Here is a 22,408-nt window from a genome sequence, read left to right as displayed (position 1 = left end):
CCCGCCAGCGTGGCTGGCGGCAGGGGCTTAGGGGCTGACGGGCTGCCCGCCGTTGCCGTTCCCGTTGCCGCGGCCCTTCACCGCGGCGATGAAGCCGAGGATGAAAGTGGTAAGCGCGGCGAGCGAGATCGCAATCAGGCGCGGGTCGCTCAGCGGCAGGCCGCGGGCGACGGGATCGCCCTGACGCGACTCGATCCGCTGGGACACAGGGGCGTTCTGAGCCGGCTGGGCAACCGCCACACCCGCCTGCGCGCTGAACAGCGCAAGCGCTGCCATCATCGTCGCGATCCTGCGCATTTTCACGACCCCTTGATAGCGGCGAGCATCGCCCCATGAATTACGTATCTCCCGTGTAACATCCCGTTAGGAGAGTCGCAACCCTGATGCGCAGCGCGCACGCGCGTCTTCGCGCGCCGCAACGCGCGTCGCCAATCAAGCGGAAAAGGTCAGTAAACCCGGGCGAAAAGGCCGATAACGGGAACTGCCTGGAGCAGCGCCATCCATGTGGCGTTCGTCTCACGCCCGTCCACGACGACGACGTCGTTCGCGTAAATTACGGGATCCGGATCGATGCCGTCACGGATCGTGGTCAGGTCGAAGGCGGCCGCATTGCGCTGGCCGTTGATCTGGCGGAACACGACGACCTTCTTCGGATTGGCGCCCTGCGACGTGCCCCGCGCCATGGCGATCGTCTTCAGCAGCGTCGTCTTGTCGGGCACCGGATACAGGCCGGGCGCGCCGACCGAGCCATCCACCGTCACCGTCCGGGCGACCGCAGTCTTAATCGTGACGGTGACCTGCGGCTGCTGCAGATACCGGGCGCCCAGCCGGCTCGCGAGCTCGGTGCCAAGTTCCTGCGTCGACTTGCCCGCCGCCGGCACCGCGCCGATCAGCGGCATGGTCAGATTGCCCGCCGGATCGACCGCGCGATCGCCAGAGAGCGAATCGACACCGAACACCGACACGGTGACAACGTCGCCGGGACCAACCCGGTAAGTCGCCAGCATGTCCTGCACCGGCAATTCGTCCGGCGCGCTGAAGTTGGTCGGATTGTAGGACATGCGCTTGTCACGCACCGAGCCGCAGCCCGAAAGCAACGTGGCGACGGCCGCCACTCCGAACAGCATCTGGCGAAAGCGCAACCCAACCTCCATCGCGCAGACGGCCGGCCCGAAACACGGCCCGATCCACGCGCCTTACATGCCCCACGCCCGCGGGCGCGACAAGGCCGCGGGCGTGGTCAGCCCGCGGTTGCGAGATACCAGCGGGCGGTGCCCTCCAGCCCGATCGCGGTCAGGATGCCGCTGCGATAGGCGCCGGTGTCGATGCCGATGCGGTTGTCCTGCTCGTCCACCCCGTCGGTGATCGTGTGGCCATGCACGATCACCGCGCCGTGCCCCTCGCGGCTGTGGAGGAACTCGCGGCGGATCCAGCGCAGGTCGCTGCCCGCCTGCTCAGCGATCGGCACGCCGGGGCGGATGCCGGCATGGACGAACAGATAGTCGCCGAGCGCGATCTTGTCCTCGCCCGCATCGAGGAAGGAAACGATGTCGCGCGGGATGCGCGCCTTCAGCAGTGCGGCCAGATCGCCATAGTCGCCACGCTCCACCTCCGCCTGCTCCAGCCCGAAACTAGCCAGCGTGGCGGCGCCGCCATTGACCATCAGCGCACGCACCGACGCCCGGTCGCCCCGCGCGGCCTTGACGAACAGCTCCTCGTGATTGCCCTTGAGCAGCCGGCCGGTGCCCGATGCGACCAGCGCGCGCGCCTGCTCGATCGCGCCCGCCGCGTCCGGCCCGCGGTTCATCAGGTCGCCCAGCAGAATGATCGTCAACGTGGCGGGCCCGCGCGCCTCATGGTCGGCAGCGATCATGTCGAGCAGGCGGCGCAGCTCCTCGGCGCAGCCATGGACGTCGCCAATCGCATAGATGCGCGTGCCCGGCGGCACGGCCGGAGCCGGCCGCTCGGCCGCAGCGCGCTTGGCGGACGAGAAGAAGGGCAGTCGCACGATCGCTCCCGATGCCGCTGCCGTCAGCGCGCGCCGAAGCCGTTGGATATGGTGCGCACCGTCTTGAGCGCGATCAGAACGTCCAGCCACGCCGAGAAGTTCTTGATGTAGTAGAAATCGTAATTGAGCTTGGCCGTCACCGCGGCGATGTCCGTCACGTGGCCCTGGTTCACCTGCGCCCAGCCCGAAATGCCCGGGCGAACGATGTGGCGATAGAGATAGAAGGGAATCTCCCCTTCATACCAGCGCGACAGCGGGATCGCTTCCGGCCGCGGGCCGATCCAGCTCATCTCTCCGCGCAGCACGTTCCAGATCTGCGGCAGCTCGTCCATCCGGCTGCGGCGCAGCACATGGCCGATGCGGGTGATGCGCGGGTCGCGGCTGCGCGTCATCGCCTCGATGCGGGCGGCCTCGGTGGCGGCATCGTCGCGGACATACATGGTGCGGAACTTGACCATGCGGAACGGGATGCCGCGATAGCCCATCCGCTCCTGCACGAAGAAGACGGGGCCGGGAGAGCTCAGCTTCACCATCAGCGCGATCGCCAGCAGCGCCGGCAGCAGCAGCGGCGCCAGCGCGATCACGCCGATCACGTCCAGCATCCGCTTGGCATGGACATAAGCAAGGTTCGGCACCAGCGAGCCGAAGCTGTTCTCCGACAGATGATCCATCGCCACCCGGCCGGTGAGCGACTCCATCAGCACCTTGGTATGATAGACTTCGTGTCCCCGCACCGCGGCGACCGCCAGCATGCGCGCCCATGCATCGTCATGATCATGCTGCAGATCGGCGACGATCACCGCCTTGGGGTCCTGCGGCACGGTCGGCTCGGTCAGCACGATCCATTCGACGCTCGCGGCCTCGCGCAGCCGCTCGGTCCGGCCGAACGGCACGACGTAGAAGCGCTGGCGGCCGTTGCGCGTGACGTGCAGCGCGATGGCCAGCGCGATCATCAGCGACAGCGCGAACGAGACCGACAGGAACAGCCGATTATAGTCGAGCCGCGCGAGGAACAGCCCCGCCAGGATCAGCGAATAGGCGCTGGCGTAGGACGGCACGATATAGGTGAAGGCGCGCGTGCCGGGGAAGGACGACACGCGCCGGGCGACCAGGGTGGCGACGATGATCGCGGCGGTCGCGCCGACGATGCTGTAGGTGACGCCGCGACCGGCCCGGCTTTCCTCGCCCCAATAAGGAATGAGCAGGAGCGAGGGCAGCAGCACGCCGCACAGCAGCGTGAGCGCGAGCTGCACCCGCAGCCGCTCCACCACGGTCCCCATGTGGCGGGACACTTGGTCACGCATCATCAGCACGGGAAATTACCGCTCACTCATGTCCCCCGGCTCACCCGAAACCCGGCCGGCGACTCCGGCCGTGGAAAGGTCCGATTGGGACCATACCGCATTTTGCGAATTATCGGGCGACAATCCTTTGCTGTCTACCGCACAAAGCCGGCACGAAAGCCCGCCCTCCGTGCCGCAGCGGGGCAGGGGGCCGCCGGACGCGCCCCGCTCAGTCCGGATCGGTGACGAGGAAGCGGCGCCGATCGTCCTCGATCACCAGCGCGGTCAGCCGGCCCGAGCGGAAGGCGCCCGTGTCGATGGCGATGCGGTTGGCATGCTCCTCCGCGGCATCGACGATGGTATGGCCATGCACCACCATCATGCCGTGCGCGTGGCGAGCGCTCAGGAAAGGCTCACGGATCCACAGCAGGTCCGCCGGGATCTGCGCGTCCAGCCGGATGCCCGGGCGGATGCCGGCGTGGACGAACAGATAGTCGCCGAACACCCAGCGATCCCGCAAATTCCGCAGGAAACGGTGATGCGCCTCCGGGATCGCCTCGCCCAGCATGCGCGCGCCGACCAGCTCGCCCGCCGCCACCAGCCGGTCCTCGTCCACGCCATAGCTGCGCGCGCAGGCATCGCCGCCGAAGCGCAGCCAGTTGCGCAGCATGCCGGGCGCGCCCTGCAGCACCTGCAACAACGCATCCTCATGATTGCCGGCGAGGAACAGCGCCTCGGCATCCGCCGGCACGTACTTTGCCAGGCGGTCGATCACGCCGGCTGAGTGCGGGCCCCGATCGATATAGTCGCCGAGAAAGGCGATCAGCGTGCGGCGTTCGGGCTGCTCGGCACGGTCCCGGTCGATCATCGCCAGCAGCGCGTCCAGCCGGTCGAGCCGCCCGTGAACGTCCCCGACGACATAGGCGCGCGCGTCGGGCGGCCCCGCGGGCGTCCAGGGGGCCGGCTCCGTGCGCTTGGCGCCGATGATCTTCTTCCAGAACCCCATGCCGTCGCCGTCCGCACCTCACACCACTTGCCCGCGCCGCCATTCCGCCGGCCGCACCCATGCAGCAAGCACGATCGGCCTGAACGCGCCGTGACGCACGGCATAACGCGGCACTTGCGCCGCCGGTCCGCCGCCCACATGAGCAGGATCAACAACATGTACCGATGCGGAGGCGAGATGGCGGTCAGGAACGGGCAGGGGAAGCGGATCCTCGTGACGGGCGGCGCGGGGTTCGTCGGATCGCATCTGATCGACCGGCTGCTGGAGCGTGGCCACGACGTGCTCTGCGCCGACAACCTGTTCACCGGCGACAAGCGCAACATCGAGCACCATTTCGGCAATCCGCGGTTCGAGTTCGTGCGCCACGACGTCTGCTTCCCGCTCTATGTGGAGGTGGACGAGATCTACAATCTCGCCTGCCCGGCCTCGCCGATCCACTATCAGCACGATCCGGTGCAGACGACCAAGACGTCCGTCCTCGGCGCGATCAACATGCTCGGCCTCGCCAAGCGCCTGCGCGCGCGCATCCTCCAGGCCTCGACCAGCGAGGTCTATGGCGATCCGGAGGTGCATCCACAGCAGGAAGGCTATTGGGGCAACGTCAACCCGATCGGCCTGCGCTCCTGCTATGACGAGGGCAAGCGCTGCGCCGAGACCTTGTTCTTCGATTATCACCGCCAGCACGGGCTCGACATCAAGGTCGCGCGCATCTTCAACACCTATGGGCCGCGCATGCACCCGGCGGACGGGCGGGTGGTTTCCAACTTCATCGTCCAGGCGCTCGCCGGCAAGCCGATCACCATGTACGGCGATGGCACGCAGACGCGCTCCTTCTGCTATGTCGACGATCTGGTCGAAGGGCTGATCCGGCTGATGGAAAGCCCGTCGGACGTGACCGGGCCGGTCAATCTCGGCAACCCGGCCGAATTCACCATGCGCCAGCTGGCCGAGAAGGTGATCCGCCTGACCGGCTCCGCTTCCGGCATCGCCTTCGCGCCGCTGCCATCGGACGATCCCAAGCAGCGCCGCCCACATACCGAGCGGGCCGAGGCGCTGCTCGATTGGCGCGCCGCGGTGCCGCTGGAGGAAGGGCTGCCGCCCACCATCGCGCATTTCGCCCGCCTCCAGGCCGCCGCCGAGACGCAACCCTGAGCGCGGAGCGGCGTTCCGTCGCCGTATCGATCCGCACCCGGGAGCTTCAAACATGCGCGCACTCGCCCTTCTTCTGCTTGCCGGCGGCCTCGCCGGCTGCGCCGCGAACGGCGGGTCGTCCGCAGGGGCGTCGACGGCCGAGCGGCCGGTCGCGATGGCGGACCTTGCGGATGCAAGCGGGGCGGCACGCGGCACCGCGCGCCTGTTCCAGGCAGATGGCGGCCTGCGCCTCGTTTATGACGGCACCGGTCTGCCGGCCAGCGTCCACGGCATCCACATCCACACCACCGGTCGCTGCGACGCGCCCGATTTCACCACCGCGGGCGGCCACTGGAATCCGACCCAGCGCAAGCACGGCACCGAATCGCCCGAGGGTCCGCATGGCGGCGACATGCCGAACCTGACCGCGGCGGCGGACGGCACCACCAGCTTCACGTCGATGCTGACCGGCGCGACCGTTCCCGGGATGCTCGATGCCGATGGCGCGGCGCTGCTCGTCCACGCGACGGCGGACGATTATCGCACCGATCCCTCGGGCAATAGCGGCGCGCGCATCGCCTGCGGGGTCATCCGGGCAAGCTGAGCCACGCCGCTCAGCCGAGCGGATAGGTCTCGACGATCTCATAGGCCGCGCCCGTGCTGGCGAGTCGGCTTTCGTAGAGGTGGAAGCGCACATAGTGCTCGGCCGGCGCCGTCAGCCCGGCATGGCGGCTGAGGAACGGCTCGATCGGCCCGGCGCCGCGCGGCAGCCGGGCGAGCGTGATGTGCGGCAGGAAGGCGCGGCCCTCCGGGGCCAGTCCCACCCGGACGAGCGCCTGATCCACCTTGCGGTGGAGCGCCGCCACTTCGTCGCGCGGGCTGATCCCGGCCCACAGCGCATCCGCCCGGCCGCGCTTCTCGAACCGGCCGACGCCGACCGGCGCGATGTCGAGGGCAGGGTGGCGCACGCCGCCCAGCGCCGCCGCTATGTCATCGGCGACATGTCCGTCCACCTCGCCGATGAAGCGCAAAGTCAGGTGCAGCTGGTCGTCATCCTGCCAGCGCGCGCCCGGCACGCCTTCCATCAGGTCGAGCAGCCCTTCGCGCGTGGCGCGTGGCGGGCGAAGTGCGACGAACAGGCGATGCATGGCGGCCCTTTCGCTGGTATGTGTCGAAGCATTGCTAGCAGGCGCGCGGCTTGAACCCGCACGGGGGAGCAACGATATTGCATGGCGGACGGTTGAGCTTTCCCGTCCGAGAGGAGCTTGTTCAAGATGGCAAACTGGTCTGACCCCCGCGCTTCAGCCGTCCCCAGGACGGCCGGCGCCGCCGCGGCCGCCCGCGACGCGGGGCTGCGGTCCTACATGCTTTCGGTCTATAACTACATGGCCTCGGGCGTGCTGCTGAGCGGCATCGTCGCGCTTGGTTTCTCCATGTCGCCCTGGGCCGTGCCCGTGCTGACGTCGCCGCTGCGCTGGGTGTTCGCGCTCGCGCCGCTCGGCTTCGTGTTCGCGCTGAGCTTCGGCGTGCAGAAGATGCAGACCTCGACGGTGCGTGCGCTCTACTGGGCGTTCACGGTCGCGATGGGCCTGTCCATGTCGTCGATCTTCCTAGTCTATACCGGCCCGTCGATCGCGACGACCTTCTTCGCCACGGCGGCGGCGTTCGTCTCGCTCAGCCTGTGGGGCTACACCACGAAGAAGGATCTGTCGGGCTTCGGCACGTTCCTGATCATGGGCGTGGTCGGCCTGCTGGTGGCGATGCTGCTCAACCTGTTCTTCCAGTCGCCGGCCATGGCCTTCGCGATCTCGGCGATCGGCGTGCTGCTGTTCGCGGGCCTGACCGCCTACGACACGCAGAAGATCAAGAGCATGTATTTCCACGTCGCGGGCACCGACTTCGCGGGCAAGTCGGTCGTGATGAGCGCGCTGACGCTCTACCTCGACTTCGTCAACATGTTCACCTTCCTGCTCTCGTTCCTGGGCGACCGCCGCTAAGGCGTTCGCAACGGACGACCCGGGAGGCCCGGCGGAGCGATCCGCCGGGCCTTTTCGTATGTTCTTGGTGCGACCTTCGTGACCTTTGGGGGTCAGGCCGCGCCGGGGTTCAGCTGCCCGAGCACCTCGTAGGCCATCACGGCCGTTGCTACCGCGGCGTTGAGGCTGTCCGCCTTGCCCAGCATCGGAATGCGGACGCGCACATCACACGCCGCGGCATATGCCGGCGGCAGCCCCTGCGCCTCGTTGCCGACGAGGATGAAGGTCGGCGCGGTGAAGCGCGGCGCCCGGAAATCCTCCGATCCGTCGAGCGCGAGGCCCGCAAGCAGGCCGGGCCCGGCGCGCAGCCACGGCAGGAACTCCTCCCACCGCGCCTGCGCCAGCCTCTGCGTGAACAGCGCGCCCATGCTCGCGCGCACCGCCTCCACCCCGAACGGGTCGGCGCAATCGTCGATAAGGATCAGCCCGCCGGCGCCCACCGCGTCACCCGTCCGGAGGATGGTGCCGAGATTGCCCGGATCGCGCAGCCGCTCCGCCACCAGCCAGATCGGCGCGGCGCTGCGGTCGATCGCCTCGAGCGCGGTGTCGAACTCGGCAAACACGCCGACCACCGCCTGCGGATTGTCCTTGCCCGACAGCTTGTGGAGGATGTCGCGATCCGTCTCGATCGCCTCGCCGCCGGCCGCCTCCACCGCATCGACCAGCGTGGTGACGAGCGGGTGGGCGGCGCTGTCGGCCGCGAAGAAGATCGTCTCGGGCAGCCGTCCCGCCTCGCGTGCCTCGGTCAGGATGCGCAGGCCCTCCGCGAGGAAGCGGCGCTCCAGCCGGCGCCCCTTCTTCTCGCGCAGCGAACGCGCGGATTTGACCAGCGGGTTGGAGAAAGCGGTGATCCTGCGCGGCATGGGTCCGCTGTAGAAGCGCCGCCCGCATAGGGAAAGCGGCGCCGAGGGGGAGCCTTCGCCCGCGTCGCGGCTTATGGCGGGTTCATGGACGGCGAACGCGCGATCACCGGATGGAGGCGGCGGCTGTGGCACGCAGGCGGCCTGCTCGCCTTCACGCTCGGCACGATCGGCATCTTCCTGCCGCTCATGCCGACGGTCGTCTTCTACATCATCGCCGCCTGGTGCTTCGGCCGGAGCAATCCCGAGTGGGAGGCACGGCTGGTGCGCCACCCCCGCTTCGGCCCGCACATCATTGCCTGGCGCGAACGCGGCGCGATCGCGCGGCTGGGCAAGTGGGCGGCGACGGTGGCATTGACGGTGAGCGGGGCGCTGGGCCTGTGGCTGCTGGCCGAACCATGGCGCTATGCGCCGGCCGGCATCGGCTTGCTGGTCGTGCTGTGGATCTGGTCGCGCCCGGACGCCTGAGGCTCAATCCTCGCCGAACTTCGCCTCGACCAGCCCGCACAAGGCCGAGAGCGTCTCCGCGGCGCCCGCGCCCGAGCAGCGGATGGTGACATGGTCGCCCATCGCCGCGCCCAGCATCATCAGCCCCATGATCGACGTGCCCGCCACGGCCGAGCCGTCCTTCTCCACCTCGATCTTCGCCGGCTGCGAGGAGGCGAGGGTGACGAACTTGGCGGAGGCGCGCGCATGCAGCCCCCGCTTGTTGGAGATCAGCACCGTCCGTTGCAGCACGTCGTCGCTCACGCGGCCTGCTCTCCCAACACTTCGGAGGCGACGGAGATATATTTCCGCCCCGCATCGCGCGCCGCGGCGACGGCTGCCGTCACCTTCATCATCCGCCGTGCGCCTTCCAGGCGAATCAGCATCGGCAGGTTGACGCCGGCAATCACCTCGTAGCGGCCCGGTTCCATCAGCGAGATGGCCAGGTTGGAGGGCGTGCCCCCGAACAGATCCGTCAGCAGGATCACGCCGTTGCCCCGGTCCGCCCGCGCGATGGCGCTGCGGATGTCGGCGCGGCGCACCTCCATATCGTCGTCAGGGCCGATGCAGATCGCCTCCACCGCTTCCTGCCGTCCCACGACATGCTCCATCGCGACGACAAACTCCGCCGCGAGCCGTCCATGGGTTACCAACACCAATCCGATCATCGGCCTACCGTCTTTCGGTTCACCGCCCTTCGGTCCTCTCCCGCGCCGGCCCTGGTGGCTGGCCCTCGAACGAGTCGTGGGTGGCCGCGGCGAGGTCGCGATGGAAGACCGTGGGCGAAAATCCAGTGCTGCGCAACCGCGCTGCCACCCGTTCGGCTATATGCACGGAGCGATGTCTGCCGCCTGTACAGCCGAAGGCGAGCGTGATGTACGACTTTCCCTCGACGGCGTAGCGCGGCAGCAACAGCTCGATCAGCGATTCGATGCGCTCGACCGCCTCGTAGGCGGGGTCCGCCGCGACATAGTCCGCCACCGCCTGATCCAGTCCCGTTTTGGGACGGAGGATGCGATCCCAATGCGGATTGCGCAGGAAGCGCATGTCGAAGACGAGATCGGCCGAACGCGGCAGGCCGCGAGAATAGCCGAACGACATGACCGTCAGCGTCGGCGCGCCCTCCGCTTCGCCGAAGCGGGTGCGCAGCTCCGCTTGAAGCGCGTTGGTCGACAGGTCGGTCGTGTCGATCAGGTGGGTCGCGGCGCGGCGCATGGGGCCGAGCAGCTCGCGCTCGCGTGCAATGCCGTCGGCGGCCGGCCGGTCGAGCGCCAGCGGATGCCGCCGCCGCGTGCCCGAGAAACGCCGCACCAGCTCCGCGCCCGAGCAATCGAGAAACAGGGTCGCCGCATCGGTGCCCGTCTCGCGCAGCCGGCCGAGCCGCTCCAGCAGCGCATCCGGATCGAAGCCACGCGTGCGGGCGTCGATACCGAGAGCCAATGGCCGTTCCCCCTCGCTGGCGGGGGCGGGGGCGGTGGCCAGCAGCCGGTCGAGCAGGGCGAGGGGCAGATTGTCGACCGTCTCCCAGCCGAGATCCTCCAGTGTCTTCAACGCGGTCGTCTTGCCCGCGCCCGACAGGCCGGTGACGAGTAGCAGGCGCGGCAGCGTCATGCGGGCAGGCCGAAGCGGGCAAGGGCGAGCTCGACCTTGATCGGCGCGGACGCCTCGAGCGGCGCCAGCGCCACTGCCGGCAGGTCGACGCCGGCGAACTGGCGCACCGCCCGCTCGGGCATCCGGACGACAGGCTCGTCAAGCAGCACGATCAGCCGCACCTCCGCCTCGGCGAGATGAGGCATGTCGACAATGCCCAGGCCCCTGACTTCGATCCGCCCGGCGATGGTCGCCGGCGCGCTGCCGACCAGCCGGCCGCCGACGCGCCGCAACAGCGTATAATCGTCGCTGACCAGCTGCGCCCCCCGGTCGATCAATCGCAGCGCCAGATCGGACTTGCCTGCGCCGGAGCGGCCGGCGAGCAGCACGGCGCCCCCCGCCAGAGCGACGCAGGACGCATGGATCGTCTCCGACGAGAGCGTCGGCTTCCTCATGCCAGGTCCGCGGCGGGCAGGCGGATGACGAAGCGCGCGCCCGTCGGCGCATTGTCTCGCTCGACCACGCGGATATTGCCCTGATGCGCCTCGACGATCGCCTTGGCGATGGCGAGGCCGAGGCCGCTATGCCGCCCGAACGCCTCGCCCTCAGGCCGGATCGAGTGGAAGCGGCGAAAGATGTCCTCGCGCACCTCGGGCGGCACGCCGGGGCCCTCGTCGTCGACGATCACCACCACCTCGTCCTCGTCGCGTGTCGCCGCGATCTCCACCAGCCCGCCGGGCGGCGAGAAGGACACCGCATTGTCGACGAGGTTCTCGACCACGCGCGCCAGCCGCGATCCGTCGCCCAGCACCACCGCGCTGGCCTTGCGCGGGCGGGCGAAGGCGACGCGAACGCCGCTGTTGCGCCCGCGCGCCTCGCGCTCGGCAACGAGGCCCTCGATCAGCAGCCCGAGGTCGATCGCCTCGAAGCGCGCGCGCGCCAGCTCCGCATCGACGCGGCTCGCCTCGGAGATGTCGGTGATCAGCCGATCGAGCCGGCGCACGTCGTCGCTGACCACCTCGATCAGCTGCGCCTGCAATTCGGGATCGCTCACCCGCCCCATCGCCTCGACGGCGGAGCGGAGCGAGGCGAGCGGGTTCTTGAGCTCATGCGTCACGTCGGCGGCGAAGGCTTCGGTCGCGTCGATCCGCTGGCGCAGCGCATGGCTCATGTCCGACAGCGCGCGCGCCAGCGTGCCGATCTCGTCCCGCCGCGAGGGGAGCCGCGGCACCTGAACCTCGCGCGATCGGCCGAGGCGGACGCGGTGCGCCGCAATGGCCAGGCGCCGCAGCGGCCGCACGATGGTGCGCGCGAGAAACAGGGACAGCAGCACGGAGATCAGCACGACGCCCGCCAGCACGATGCCGAGGCGCAGCCGCTCGGCCCGCACGATCCGCGTGATGTCGCGCGCATTGGCGGTGGTCAGCAGCACGCCGCGGCCCGGTTGCACCGTCGGCACCGCGGCGGAGATCATCATCGTCCGGTCGGGCGCGGTGCGCAGCCGCGTGACCACGCCGTCCCGCCGCAGCGCCTCGCGCGCTTCCGGCCACGCGGCCAGCCGGTCGGCGGCGGGCTCGACGAACCGATCGGGCCGGAATGCGCCCACGATCCGGTCGGTCACCCGGTCGAGGAAGCGCGCGACGTGGCGGCGCCATGGCTCATCCGCCGGATCGCGCAGCGTGTAGGCGGGCGGCCCTGCGGCGAAGCTGTCGAGCAGCCGCTCGCCCCCGGGCGCATAAAGCCGGATCCGCTGGCGGGTCGAGGCGCCGAGCCGGTGGGCGATGCGATCGCGATTGGCCGGCGGCGCCGCGTCGATGGCTTCGGCGATCAGCTGCGCTCGGATCGCCGCCTCGTTCAGCCGCTGGTCGACCAGCCGGTCACGATACGTGTCGAGATAGAAGAAGCCGCCCGCCAGCAGCGCCAGCGCGATGATGTTGACCGCGAGGATGCGGTTGCCGAGCGACCAGTGCGCCGTCCAACCGAGCCGCAGCGACTGCTCGTCCGATGGCAATGTGGGGGCGGGCGCAGCCGATCCCACCTATTCCTCCGCAAACCGGTAACCGACACCGTAGAGCGTCTCGATCGCCTTGAACTCCGGGTCCACCGCGCGGAACTTGCGGCGCAGGCGCTTGATGTGGCTGTCGATCGTGCGATCGTCGACATAGACGTCGTCCTGATAGGCCGTGTCCATCAGCTGATCGCGCGTCTTCACGAAGCCGGGCCGCTGCGCCAGCACCTCCAGCAGCAGGAATTCGGTGACGGTCAGCACCACATCCTGCCCATTCCAGCTCACCCGGTGACGGGCGGGATCCATCGACAGGCGGCCGCGGACGATCGGCTCGGCCGCGGGCTGCGCCTCGTCGGGCGCCTCGGGCTCCGCGCGGGCCTCGGTCCGGCGCAGGATGGCGCGGATGCGCGCGATCAGCAGCCGCTGGCTGAACGGCTTGGTGATGTAATCGTCCGCTCCCATGGCCAGGCCGAGCGCCTCGTCCAGTTCATCGTCCTTGGAGGTGAGGAAGATCACCGGCACCGCCGTGCGTTCGCGCAGGCGGCGCAGCAGCTCCATCCCATCCATGCGCGGCATCTTGATGTCGAGCACCGCCAGATCCGGCGGGTTCTCCGCCAGCGCCTTTAGCGCGGTTTCCCCATCCGAATAGACGCGAACGGTGAACCCCTCGGACTTGAGGGCGATCGAGACCGACGTCAGGATGTTGCGGTCGTCGTCGACGAGCGCGATCGAAGCCATGGCGACCCGGGGCTGAACTGGCGGGTTGCCGGGTTAGCGAAACCCGCCGGGCCGTGCAACAAAGCGTGCAGTCCGGATGCACCTGTCTCCGGCACACGCTTTGACCTTTCACGCTGTCGTCATTATACCCGCGGGTAAGTCGGCGGACGCCGGCACCTGTTTCCGGGAGACCTAGATTGTCCGACCGCACGCCTGCCCACGGCCTTGCCCAGATGGGGATCGAATCGGGGGCTGCGCTCCACTGGAATCTCGGTACCGCGCCGCTGGTCGAGCAGGCCGTGCGGCGGCATGAGGGCGTGCTGGCCAAGGATGGCCCGCTGGTCGTCAAGACGGGCAAGCACACCGGCCGCTCCGCGCAGGACAAGTTCATCGTCCGCGATGCCGAGACGGAAGAGACGGTGTGGTGGGGCAAGACGAACAAGGGCATGACGCCCGAGCAGTTCGCCGTGCTCAAGGCGGATTTCCTCGCCCATCTCGCCACCAAGGACACGCTGTTCGTCCAGGACCTGTTCGGCGGATCTCAGCCCGAGCACCGCGTGAACGTGCGCGTCGTCAACGAATATGCCTGGCACAGCCTGTTCATCCGCACGCTGCTGGTGCGCCCGGACGCGGCGGACCTGCCCGGCTTCGTGCCCGAATTCACGATCATCGACCTGCCGAGCTTCCGTGCCGATCCGTCCAAGCACGGCACGCGTTCGGAAACGGTGATCGCGGTCAACTTCACCGAGAAGCTGATCCTGATTGGTGGCACCGAATATGCCGGCGAGATGAAGAAGAGCGTCTTCGGCATCCTCAACTACCGCCTGCCGACGTCGCGCGTGATGCCGATGCACTGCTCGGCCAACATGGCGCATGACGGCAGTAACACCGCCGTCTTCTTCGGCCTGTCGGGCACGGGCAAGACGACGCTGTCGGCCGATGCCAGCCGCACGCTGATCGGCGATGACGAGCATGGCTGGTCCGATACCGCCATCTTCAACTTCGAGGGCGGCTGCTACGCCAAGATGATCCGCCTCTCGGCCGAGGCCGAGCCGGAGATCTACGCCGTCACCAAGCGCTTCGGCACGGTGCTGGAAAACGTCGTCATCGATCCCGACACGCGCGAGATCGACCTCGACGACAATTCGCTGGCCGAGAACAGCCGCGGTTCCTACCCGATCGACTTCATCCCGAACACGTCGGAGAAGAATCTCGGGCCCGTGCCGAACAACATCATCTTCCTGACCGCGGACGCCTACGGCGTGCTGCCGCCGATCGCGAAGCTGACGCCGGACCAGGCCATGTATCACTTCCTCTCGGGCTACACCGCGCGCGTCGCGGGCACCGAGATCGGCGTGACCGAGCCGGAGGCGACCTTTTCCACCTGCTTCGGCGCCCCGTTCATGCCGCGCCATCCATCGGTCTACGGCAACCTGCTGAAGGAGCGGATCGCCAAGGGCGGCGTCGATTGCTGGCTGGTCAACACCGGCTGGTCGGGCGGCATGGCGACGATGGACGGCATCAAGCGCATGCCGATCAAGGCGACGCGCGCGCTGCTCAACGCCGCGCTCGACGGCAGCTTGAACGATGCCGAGTTCCGCACCGATCCCAACTTCGGCTTCAAGGTGCCGGTGGCGGTGCCGGGTGTCGATGCCAAGCTGCTCGATCCGCGCGGCGCGTGGGCGGATGGCGCTGCTTATGACGAGACGGCGCGCAAGCTCGTCGGCCTGTTCATCGAGAACTTTGCCCAGTTCGAGGAGCATGTCGACACGGGCGTGCGCGAGGCCGCGCCGAAGGCCGCCTGAGCCTTGCCGGCGGGTGACGCAGCGGGCGCGATCTGCCTGCTGCGCGCCCGCCACAATGCCGCGCTGACCGCGCGTGACCTGGCCGGCGCGGTGGCGCTGACCGTACCCGATTCGGTGCTGGTCACGGGCGACGGCAGTCTCGTCCGTGGCGCCAAGGCGATCCGCGCAGCCTGGGCCGCCAGTTTCGCGCAGCCCGGCTATGCCGGCTATCGCCGCTCGCCCGACCTGATCCAGACTAGTGAAGACGGCACCCGCGCTGCCGAGAGCGGCCGGTGGGAGGGCCTGCTCGGCCCGGTGCGCAGCGCCGGCACCTATCTCGCCCACTGGGAAGCGCGGGCGGAGGGCTGGCGGGTCGTCGCCGAACTCTATGTCACGCTGGAGGAGGCGCCGCGCGCACCGGCATAAGCAGCTCGACCGATCGCTTGGCAGCAACCTTCCCCCGGTGCGGCCTCGCTCACCAAGCGAGACCTATGGAGCGGGGCGGCGCGGTCCGTAGTATATCACCCAGGCGGCAAAGCCCGGATCGAAATGGTCGAAGCGGTGGGCGACGTGCGCCGGCACCTGCAGCATGTCGCCCGGTCCAACCTCGCGAGTCTCGTCGCCGCAGGTGAAGCGGCCACGGCCCGCGGCGATCAGGTAGAATTCGTCGCGGTCATGCGTACCCTGGCCGTCATAGCCGCGCGGCTGGAACAGCTCGACGGTGGCGTCGCCGCCATCCTCGAACAGGGTGACCTGCCGTCGCTCGGGGGCGAGCTGGGCGAGTGCTGCGTCCAGCGTCAGATGCACGCCGCCGCTCATGCGCGCACCGGCTCGACCGAGAGGCAGGTGCCGACTGCGCCGACGATCCGCACCTCGGCACCGACCGCCGCATCCGGGCCGCGCGCCGTCCACTCACTATCGCCCACACGCACGCGCCCCTCGCCGCGATCGATCGCGGCAACGACGGTGACGGTGCGGCCGAGCAACCTGCTCGCCCGGTCGTTCAGCAATGGATCCTCCGTTTCGATCGGGTGCCGCGTCACCCAACGCCGCCCCGCATAGACAGCCGCGATCGCCGCCACGGCAAAGATGGCGAACTGCACCGCCACGCCGAAGCCGAGCGCCAGCGTCAGCAGCCCGACCAGCGCCGCCGCCATACCCAGCCAGATCAGAAACACGCCCGGCACCAGGATCTCGGCGATGGCGAGCAGCGCCGCGGCGATCAGCCACAGCCAGTAATCGGGCAGGCCGTCCAGGCTCATGGCTGCACCCCCTCGGCCGGCGGCGCGGCGCGGCGGGCGCGCGGGACAGGCGGGGCGGCAGCGGGTATGCCGTCCGTGCCCAGCGCTTCCTTGGCCAGCGCGCCGATGCCGCCCAGCGTGCCGATCAGCTGCGTCGCCTCGACCGGGAACAGGATCGTCTTGCTGTTCGGCGAGGTAGCGAAGCGCGACACCGCCTCAACATATTTCTGCGCGACGAAATAGTTGATCGCCTGCGCGCTGCCGCTCTCGATCGCCTCCGAGACGAGCTGCGTTGCCTTGGCTTCCGCCTCGGCCGCCCGCTCGCGCGCCTCGGCATCACGGAACGCGGCCTCGCGCCGCCCCTCGGCCTCCAGGATCTTGCTCTGCTTCTGCCCTTCGGCGCGGAGGATCTCGGAGGCGCGCGTGCCCTCCGCTTCAAGGATCTGCGCGCGCTTCTCGCGCTCCGCCTTCATCTGTCGTCCCATCGCGTTGACGATGTCGGCAGGCGGGCGCACGTCCTTAACCTCGACGCGCGTGATCTTCACGCCCCACGCCTCGGTCGCCTGATCGACGACCGCGAGCAGGCGGGCGTTGATCTCGTCGCGCTTCGACAGCGTCTCGTCGAGGTCCATCGATCCCATAACGGTGCGCAGGTTGGTCGTCGTCAGCTGCATGATCGCCACGTAGATCTCGCTCACCTCATAGGCGGCGCGCGCGGCGTCGAGCACCTGGAAGAAGACCACGCCATCGACCGACACCATGGCATTGTCCTTGGTGATGATCTCCTGCCCGGGAATGTCGAGCACCTGCTCCATCATGTTGATCTTGCGACCGACGCGATCGACGATCGGCATGATCAGCGTCAGGCCGGGCTTGGCGACATAGGTGAAGCGGCCGAACCGCTCGATCGTATATCGATAGCCCTGCCGCACCACCGTCACACCGGTGACGACATAGGCGACGGCCAGCGCGGCGAGCACGATGAAGAAGATTGCCATGTCGCGCTCCCCCGGAACCGGGCGGGAACATGCCGTCCCTCGTGCGCTCGGGCAAGCGCGACGCTGGACTTTCATCGTCGTGCTGCATAACGACGGCCATGGAAATCGCCCTCGGCCTCACCTTCGACGACGTCCTGCTCCGCCCTGCCGAGTCGGACGTCCTGCCCAGCCTCGCGGATACCCGCACCCGCGTGACGCGCGAGATCGCGCTCAACATCCCGATCCTGTCCGCCGCCATGGATACGGTGACCGAAGCCGACATGGCGATCGTCATGGCGCAGCTCGGCGGCATCGGCGTGCTCCACCGCAACCTTTCGCTGGAGGAGCAGGCGGACGCCGTGCGCGCGGTGAAGCGGTTCGAAAGCGGCATGGTGGTCAATCCCATCACCATCGCGCCCGATGCGACACTCGCGGACGCACAGAGCCTGATGCGCCGCCACCGCATCAGCGGCATCCCAGTGGTCGAGGCGTCGGGCAAGCTCGTCGGCATCCTCACCAACCGCGACGTGCGCTTCGCCGAAAACCCCGGTCAGCCGGTGGCCGAGCTGATGACGCACCAGAATCTCGCCACGGTCCGCACCGGCGTCAGCTCGGACGAGGCGCGGCGCCTGCTGCACCAGCGCCGGATCGAGAAGTTGCTGGTGGTGGACGACGATTATCGCTGCGTCGGCCTGATCACGGTCAAGGATATCGAGAAAGCCGTCACCTACCCGGATGCCACCAAGGACGCCTCGGGCCGCCTGCGCGTGGCCGCGGCGACGACGGTCGGCGACAAGGGCTATGCGCGGACCGAGGCGCTGATCGACGCAGAGTGCGACCTGATCGTCATCGACACCGCGCACGGCCACAATCGCGACGTCGCGCGCGCGGTGGAACGGGTGCGCAAGCTTTCCAACCGCGTCCAGATCGTCGCCGGCAACGTCGCGACGGCGGAGGCAACGCGCGCGCTGATCGACGCGGGCGCGGATGCGGTGAAGGTGGGCATCGGCCCCGGCTCTATCTGCACCACGCGTGTCGTCGCCGGCGTCGGCGTGCCGCAGCTGACCGCGGTGATGGAGAGCGCGGAGGAGGCCGCCAAGTCCGACGTGCCGGTGATCGCCGACGGGGGCCTGCGCACCTCTGGCGATGTCGCCAAGGCGCTGGCGGCGGGCGCGTCCTGCGTCATGGTCGGCTCGCTGCTCGCGGGCACTGAGGAAGCGCCGGGCGAGACGTTCCTCTACCAGGGGCGCGCCTACAAGTCGTATCGCGGCATGGGCTCGGTCGGCGCGATGGGGCGTGGCTCGGCCGATCGCTACTTCCAGGGCGACATCAAGGACCAGATGAAGCTCGTGCCCGAGGGGATCGAGGGGCAGGTGGCGTTCAAGGGCCCGGCCAAGGACGTGATCCACCAGCTCGTCGGCGGGGTGAAGGCGGCGATGGGCTACACCGGCAGCGCCACGATCCGCGATCTGAAGGACCGCGCTCGCTTCGTCCGCATCACCAATGCGGGGCTGCGCGAAAGCCACGTCCACGATGTGACGATCACGCGTGAGGCGCCCAATTATCCGACGCGGGGGTGATCGGATGAAGCCATCGCCCCAGCGAAGGCTGGGGCCTCGCACGGCGAAGCGCCCGGCGCGGCCTCCACAGGAGTCTGGCGCATGACCCCGCAGGCGCGCGTTCAGGCGGCGATCGACATCCTCGACGCGGTGATCGCCGCCGCCACGCGCGGCGGCGCGGCGGCGGACACGCTGATCGCCGGCTACTTCAAGGCGCGGCGCTACGCCGGATCGAAGGACCGTCGTGCGGTGCGCGATCTCGCTTACCGCGCCATCCGCCGCGCGGGCGAGCGGCCGGTGAGCGGGCGGGCGGCGATGATCGGGCTGGCGGCCGACGATCCTGCGCTCGCCGCCTTGTTCGACGGCGCGCCCCATGGCCCCGCGCCCATCGCGGAGGGAGAGCCGGTCGCCCGAGCCGGCATCGTCCCCACATGGATCGCCGCGCGTTTGTCGCTGCCTCCTGACGAGCTGCCGGGCCTGCTCACCCGCGCCACGCTCGACGTGCGGCTGCGCGCGCGCGATCCGCTGGAACGCCTGCTCGCCGAGGTGCCGGGGGCGGAGCCGCTGCCTTTCGGCCTGCACGGCGCGCGCCTACCCGCCGACACGCAGGTCGAGCAACTACGGCTGTGGCAAGCGGGTGCGTTCGAGGTTCAGGATGCGGGCAGCCAGCTCGTCACGCGTGCCTGCGGGGCGGCGCCGGGGATGACGGTTGTCGATCTGTGTGCGGGCGCCGGCGGCAAGACGCTGGCGCTGGCCGACACAATGGCGGGCGAGGGGAGGCTGATCGCCTGCGACGTCGATCGGCCACGCCTGTCGCGCCTGCCTCCGCGTGCCGCCCGCGCGGGCGTGGAGGCGGAGATCCGCCTGCTCGACGGCAATCGCGAGGCCGATGCGCTGACCGATTTGCGCGGCGCCGTCGACCTTGTCGTGATCGATGCACCCTGCTCCGGCACGGGCACGTGGCGCCGTAATCCCGAGGCGCGCTGGCGGCTGACGCCCGAGCGGCTGGCGCGGCTCGTCGAGACGCAAGGGCGCCTGCTCGATCTCGCCGCGCCGCTGGTGCGCCCGGGCGGGGCGATCGGCTACATCGTCTGCTCGCTGCTGGATGAGGAGGGCAGGGCGCAGGTCAATGCCTTTCTCGCCCGCACGCCCGGCTGGGCCGCCGCCACGCCGCCGCTGCCGGCGGGCCGGGCACACGGTGCAGGCGTGCGCCTCACCCCGGCAAGCGACGGAACCGACGGGTTTTTCGTCGCCCGGCTCAAACGCGCATGTTAGACGTTGCCCAAGAGTCTGTTTCGGAGATGCTGATGCGCCTGTCCCCGCTTGCCGCCGCCTTGTCGCTGGCGCTGGCCGCCACCTCGTCGGCGGGGCTGTCGCAGAAACCGGACGATCAGATCAATCCGCGCTCCGTCGCCATGGTCCAGGCGGGCGAGGCGGCGCGCCGTGCCGGCAATCTCGACGCGGCCAACGACGCGCTGGAAACCGCGCTGGCGATCGATGCGCGCAATCGCGGCGCCTATGTCGCGCTCGCCCGCGTGGCGCAGGCGCAGGGCCTGCCTGGCAAGGCGATCCGCTTCTACCGCGAGGCGCTGTCGATCGAGCCGAACGATCCGGCGGCACTCGGCGGGCAGGGCGAGGCGATGGTGCAGAAGGGCGCCGTCGAGCGGGCCAAGGCCAATCTCGCCAAGGTCCGCACGCTTTGCAAGACGGAGTGCGCGCCCGCGACGCAGCTCGCCGCCGCCATCGCCAAGGGTCCGCCGCCCGCCGTTCAGACCGCGCAGGCGGCGACCAAGGTGCCGCCCAAGGGCCAGGAGACGAGCACGGTCAAGCCGCAGTAAGGCGATCGTCCGGTTCGGCGCGCGCGGAGGCGACGCTTAGTCGGACAATGCCCGCGCCAGCGCGACGAAATCGTCGACCGTCAGCGTCTCCGCGCGCCGCGCCGGATCGATCCCGAGCGCGGCCAGCGCCTCCACTGCGCCGGGCACTGCCTTCAGGCTCTGTCGCAGCATCTTGCGGCGCTGCCCGAAGGCGGCGGCGGTCAGCCGCTCCAGCATTGCCGGGGAGACGCCCGCCGGCGCCTCGCGCGGCACGATGTGGACGACCGCACTCATCACCTTGGGCGGCGGCACAAAGGCCGAGCGATGGACGCCCATCGCGATCCGCGCGGCGCCGCGCCACTGCGCCAGCACCGCCAGCCGGCCGTAGGCGTCCGTATCGGGCGCAGCGACGATCCGCTCCGCCACCTCCTTCTGGAACATGAGCGTGAGCGAGCGCCACCACGGCGGCCACGCCTCCAGCCCCAGCCAGCGCACCAGCAAAGCGGTCCCGACATTGTAGGGCAGGTTGGCGACGACGTGCGCCGCCCCCGTCGCCGCCTCGTCGATCTCCAGCGCATCCCCCTCGATCACCGTCAGCCGACCGCCGGAGGCCGCATCCAGCTCCGCCAGCGCGGGCAGGCAGCGGCGATCGCGCTCCACCGCGACGACGGTGGCGCCGGCGCGCAGCAGCGCGCGCGTCAGCCCGCCGGGGCCGGGGCCGACCTCATACACCGTCTCGCCGGCAAGCGGGCCGGGCACGCGCGCGATCCGGTCGAGCAGCTGCTCGTCCAGCAGGAAATTCTGCCCCAACGCCTTCGACGCGGCGAGGCCGTGCGTCGCGATCACCTCGCGCAAGGGGGGGAGGGGGGGGAGGGTCATGCCAGCGTGGATGCCGGAACATGCCCGGCCTGACGAGAGGTTAAGTGGCGAGCGCTGATGCCGCGCGGTGGCCCGCACACTCCGCCGCCAGCGCGATGGCGGCGATCATCGCGCCCGGGTTGGCCATGCCCTTGCCCGCAATGTCGAAGGCGGTGCCGTGGTCGGGCGCAGTGCGGACGATCGGCAGGCCGAGCGTTGTATTCACGCCCTCGTCGAAATGCAGCGTCTTGAGCGGGATCAGCGCCTGATCGTGATAGAGGCAGATGGCCGCATCATAGCCGGCCCGCGCGCGCGCATGGAACATCGTGTCGGCGGCCAGCGGCCCCTGCACCTCGATCCCGTCGGCACGCAGTTGCTCGACAGCGGGCAGGATCAGCTCGATCTCCTCCCGGCCCAGGGCGCCATTCTCGCCGGCATGCGGGTTCAGCCCGGCGACCACGATCCGCGGCCGGGCGATGCCGAAATTGCGCACCAGCCCGCGCTCGGTGGCGCGCACCTTGGCGACGATCAGGTCGACCGACAGGCGCTGCGCCACGTCCTTCAGCGCGACATGGGTGGTGATCGGCACGGTGCGAAGCGTCGGCCCCGCCAGCATCATCACCGCATTCTCGGCCGCGATGCCGCAGCGCTCGGCGATGAATTCGGTCTGCCCCGGATGGCTGAAGCCGATGGCGTAGAGTTGCGCCTTGCTGACAGGGCCCGTCACCAGTGCATCCGCCGCGCCGGAGCGGACGATGCCGACCGCCAGCTCCAGCGCATCAAGCGAGCAGCGCGCGCCCGGCATGTTCGGCTGGCCCGGCACGATCTCGCCGGCATCCTCGACGGAGAGCAGCGGCAGGCCCTCGGCAAAGGCCGCGCGCGCCTCGTCCGGGGAGGCGATGCGCCGCACCGGGCCGCCCCACACGGCCGTGATCGAGCGCTGATCGCCCACCGCGAAGAAGGGCGGCAGCCCCGCCTCGTTCCGCCTGTCCCACGCGCGTGCGACGATCTCCGGCCCGATCCCGGCCGGATCGCCGAGCGACACCG

27 protein-coding genes are annotated in these 22,408 nt (G+C 69.6%); 9 read left to right on the top strand and 18 right to left on the bottom strand.

The annotated features are described in order from the left end of the window. Nucleotides 1–27: 27 nt before the first annotated feature. From BM360_RS11445 to BM360_RS11425, 5 genes are all read right to left on the bottom strand, one after another. Nucleotides 28–279, bottom strand: coding sequence for a hypothetical protein (locus BM360_RS11445; protein ID WP_131819255.1), 252 nt, complete (start codon nt 277–279; stop codon nt 28–30). 167 nt (nt 280–446) lie between these two features. Beyond that, a complete protein-coding gene (locus tag BM360_RS11440) occupies nt 447–1,142 on the bottom strand; it encodes a polysaccharide biosynthesis/export family protein (RefSeq protein ID WP_165611288.1) in 696 nt (231 codons plus the stop codon). A 98-nt stretch (nt 1,143–1,240) separates the two neighbouring features. Then, complete coding sequence (locus BM360_RS11435) at nt 1,241–2,008, bottom strand: metallophosphoesterase (RefSeq protein ID WP_242653455.1); 768 nt, start codon at nt 2,006–2,008, stop codon at nt 1,241–1,243. Nucleotides 2,009–2,031: 23 nt separating this feature from the next. After that, on the bottom strand, nt 2,032–3,300 hold the full coding sequence (locus BM360_RS11430; RefSeq protein ID WP_165611287.1) for a sugar transferase: 1,269 nt from the start codon (nt 3,298–3,300) through the stop codon (nt 2,032–2,034). Nucleotides 3,301–3,520: 220 nt separating this feature from the next. Beyond that, complete coding sequence (locus BM360_RS11425; protein WP_093314732.1) at nt 3,521–4,297, bottom strand: metallophosphoesterase family protein; 777 nt, start codon at nt 4,295–4,297, stop codon at nt 3,521–3,523. Between the two features lie 177 nt (nt 4,298–4,474). Between BM360_RS11425 and BM360_RS11420 the strand changes: the two genes are divergently transcribed. Both BM360_RS11420 and BM360_RS11415 read left to right on the top strand, forming a co-directional pair. Then, the gene (locus BM360_RS11420) at nt 4,475–5,449 is read left to right on the top strand and encodes a UDP-glucuronic acid decarboxylase family protein (protein WP_093314730.1); all 975 of its coding nucleotides are present in this window, start codon (nt 4,475–4,477) and stop codon (nt 5,447–5,449) included. 52 nt (nt 5,450–5,501) lie between these two features. Continuing rightward, nucleotides 5,502–6,032 (top strand): superoxide dismutase family protein, encoded by a 531-nt coding sequence (locus BM360_RS11415; RefSeq protein WP_093314728.1) that lies wholly within the window; start codon nt 5,502–5,504, stop codon nt 6,030–6,032. A gap of 10 nt (nt 6,033–6,042) precedes the next feature. Here BM360_RS11415 and thpR read toward each other — a convergent pair whose 3' ends face one another. Further along, the gene (thpR, locus tag BM360_RS11410; protein WP_093314726.1) at nt 6,043–6,576 is read right to left on the bottom strand and encodes an RNA 2',3'-cyclic phosphodiesterase; all 534 of its coding nucleotides are present in this window, start codon (nt 6,574–6,576) and stop codon (nt 6,043–6,045) included. Between the two features lie 126 nt (nt 6,577–6,702). Here thpR and BM360_RS11405 point away from each other — a divergent pair, with 126 nt between their 5' ends. Then, nucleotides 6,703–7,425, top strand: a complete 723-nt coding sequence (locus BM360_RS11405) for a Bax inhibitor-1/YccA family protein (RefSeq protein WP_093316004.1) — start codon at nt 6,703–6,705, stop codon at nt 7,423–7,425. A 92-nt stretch (nt 7,426–7,517) separates the two neighbouring features. Here the strand turns inward: BM360_RS11405 and BM360_RS11400 are convergent, their stop codons facing one another. After that, on the bottom strand, nt 7,518–8,327 hold the full coding sequence (locus tag BM360_RS11400) for a TrmH family RNA methyltransferase (protein WP_093314724.1): 810 nt from the start codon (nt 8,325–8,327) through the stop codon (nt 7,518–7,520). Nucleotides 8,328–8,411: 84 nt separating this feature from the next. Here BM360_RS11400 and BM360_RS11395 point away from each other — a divergent pair, with 84 nt between their 5' ends. Continuing rightward, complete coding sequence (locus BM360_RS11395) at nt 8,412–8,792, top strand: YbaN family protein (protein ID WP_093314722.1); 381 nt, start codon at nt 8,412–8,414, stop codon at nt 8,790–8,792. Between the two features lie 3 nt (nt 8,793–8,795). On the opposite strand, the gene BM360_RS11390 is transcribed toward BM360_RS11395, so the two are convergent. The 6 genes from BM360_RS11390 to BM360_RS11365 are packed head-to-tail and all read right to left on the bottom strand — an operon-like array spanning nt 8,796 to nt 13,146. Further along, nucleotides 8,796–9,074, bottom strand: a complete 279-nt coding sequence (locus tag BM360_RS11390; RefSeq protein ID WP_093314720.1) for an HPr family phosphocarrier protein — start codon at nt 9,072–9,074, stop codon at nt 8,796–8,798. After that, nucleotides 9,071–9,478 carry a PTS sugar transporter subunit IIA gene (locus BM360_RS11385; RefSeq protein ID WP_093314718.1) on the bottom strand — a complete coding sequence of 136 codons (408 nt, stop codon included), beginning with the start codon at nt 9,476–9,478 and terminating at the stop codon, nt 9,071–9,073. Before BM360_RS11385 ends, BM360_RS11390 begins: the two co-directional genes overlap by 4 nt. Nucleotides 9,479–9,497: 19 nt before the next feature. Next, on the bottom strand, nt 9,498–10,421 hold the full coding sequence (rapZ, locus tag BM360_RS11380) for an RNase adapter RapZ (protein WP_093314716.1): 924 nt from the start codon (nt 10,419–10,421) through the stop codon (nt 9,498–9,500). Then, nucleotides 10,418–10,855: an HPr kinase/phosphorylase gene (locus tag BM360_RS11375; protein ID WP_093314714.1), complete on the bottom strand. Its 438-nt coding sequence runs from the start codon at nt 10,853–10,855 to the stop codon at nt 10,418–10,420. The genes rapZ and BM360_RS11375 overlap by 4 nt, the downstream gene beginning before the upstream one ends. Next, nucleotides 10,852–12,438 (bottom strand): sensor histidine kinase, encoded by a 1,587-nt coding sequence (locus BM360_RS11370; RefSeq protein ID WP_423228904.1) that lies wholly within the window; start codon nt 12,436–12,438, stop codon nt 10,852–10,854. The genes BM360_RS11375 and BM360_RS11370 overlap by 4 nt, the downstream gene beginning before the upstream one ends. Next, nucleotides 12,439–13,146: a response regulator transcription factor gene (locus BM360_RS11365; RefSeq protein ID WP_093314710.1), complete on the bottom strand. Its 708-nt coding sequence runs from the start codon at nt 13,144–13,146 to the stop codon at nt 12,439–12,441. Nucleotides 13,147–13,322: 176 nt separating this feature from the next. On the opposite strand from BM360_RS11365, the gene BM360_RS11360 reads away from it, so the two are divergent. Together BM360_RS11360 and BM360_RS11355 are read left to right on the top strand one after the other, a co-directional pair. Beyond that, the gene (locus BM360_RS11360; RefSeq protein WP_093314708.1) at nt 13,323–14,930 is read left to right on the top strand and encodes a phosphoenolpyruvate carboxykinase; all 1,608 of its coding nucleotides are present in this window, start codon (nt 13,323–13,325) and stop codon (nt 14,928–14,930) included. Between the two features lie 3 nt (nt 14,931–14,933). Continuing rightward, nucleotides 14,934–15,335: a DUF4440 domain-containing protein gene (locus BM360_RS11355; protein WP_093314706.1), complete on the top strand. Its 402-nt coding sequence runs from the start codon at nt 14,934–14,936 to the stop codon at nt 15,333–15,335. A 63-nt stretch (nt 15,336–15,398) separates the two neighbouring features. Here the strand turns inward: BM360_RS11355 and BM360_RS11350 are convergent, their stop codons facing one another. The 3 genes from BM360_RS11350 to BM360_RS11340 are packed head-to-tail and all read right to left on the bottom strand — an operon-like array spanning nt 15,399 to nt 17,148. Continuing rightward, nucleotides 15,399–15,728 (bottom strand): cupin domain-containing protein, encoded by a 330-nt coding sequence (locus tag BM360_RS11350; RefSeq protein ID WP_093314704.1) that lies wholly within the window; start codon nt 15,726–15,728, stop codon nt 15,399–15,401. Then, the gene (locus tag BM360_RS11345; protein ID WP_093314702.1) at nt 15,725–16,171 is read right to left on the bottom strand and encodes an NfeD family protein; all 447 of its coding nucleotides are present in this window, start codon (nt 16,169–16,171) and stop codon (nt 15,725–15,727) included. Before BM360_RS11345 ends, BM360_RS11350 begins: the two co-directional genes overlap by 4 nt. Then, a complete protein-coding gene (locus BM360_RS11340; RefSeq protein ID WP_093314700.1) occupies nt 16,168–17,148 on the bottom strand; it encodes an SPFH domain-containing protein in 981 nt (326 codons plus the stop codon). The genes BM360_RS11345 and BM360_RS11340 overlap by 4 nt, the downstream gene beginning before the upstream one ends. A 98-nt stretch (nt 17,149–17,246) precedes the next feature. Here BM360_RS11340 and guaB point away from each other — a divergent pair, with 98 nt between their 5' ends. The 3 genes from guaB (at nt 17,247) to BM360_RS11325 (ending at nt 20,524) form a co-directional block, all read left to right on the top strand. Next, on the top strand, nt 17,247–18,707 hold the full coding sequence (gene guaB, locus BM360_RS11335; protein WP_093314698.1) for an IMP dehydrogenase: 1,461 nt from the start codon (nt 17,247–17,249) through the stop codon (nt 18,705–18,707). Nucleotides 18,708–18,788: 81 nt separating this feature from the next. Continuing rightward, nucleotides 18,789–19,961: an RsmB/NOP family class I SAM-dependent RNA methyltransferase gene (locus tag BM360_RS11330; protein ID WP_093314696.1), complete on the top strand. Its 1,173-nt coding sequence runs from the start codon at nt 18,789–18,791 to the stop codon at nt 19,959–19,961. A gap of 32 nt (nt 19,962–19,993) precedes the next feature. Next, on the top strand, nt 19,994–20,524 hold the full coding sequence (locus tag BM360_RS11325; protein ID WP_093316003.1) for a tetratricopeptide repeat protein: 531 nt from the start codon (nt 19,994–19,996) through the stop codon (nt 20,522–20,524). A gap of 36 nt (nt 20,525–20,560) precedes the next feature. Here BM360_RS11325 and rsmA read toward each other — a convergent pair whose 3' ends face one another. Both rsmA and pdxA read right to left on the bottom strand, forming a co-directional pair. Further along, nucleotides 20,561–21,382 (bottom strand): 16S rRNA (adenine(1518)-N(6)/adenine(1519)-N(6))-dimethyltransferase RsmA, encoded by an 822-nt coding sequence (rsmA, locus tag BM360_RS11320; protein ID WP_093314694.1) that lies wholly within the window; start codon nt 21,380–21,382, stop codon nt 20,561–20,563. A gap of 40 nt (nt 21,383–21,422) precedes the next feature. Continuing rightward, nucleotides 21,423–22,406, bottom strand: a complete 984-nt coding sequence (gene pdxA / locus BM360_RS11315) for a 4-hydroxythreonine-4-phosphate dehydrogenase PdxA (protein ID WP_165611266.1) — start codon at nt 22,404–22,406, stop codon at nt 21,423–21,425. Between the last annotated feature and the right edge of the window lie 2 nt (nt 22,407–22,408).

The organism is Sphingomonas jatrophae, assembly GCF_900113315.1.
GTDB classification, from domain to species: domain Bacteria; phylum Pseudomonadota; class Alphaproteobacteria; order Sphingomonadales; family Sphingomonadaceae; genus Sphingomonas_P; species Sphingomonas_P jatrophae.
The sequence above is the reverse complement of the archived record's forward strand: the minus strand, read 5'-3'. Positions and strand labels throughout refer to the sequence as shown.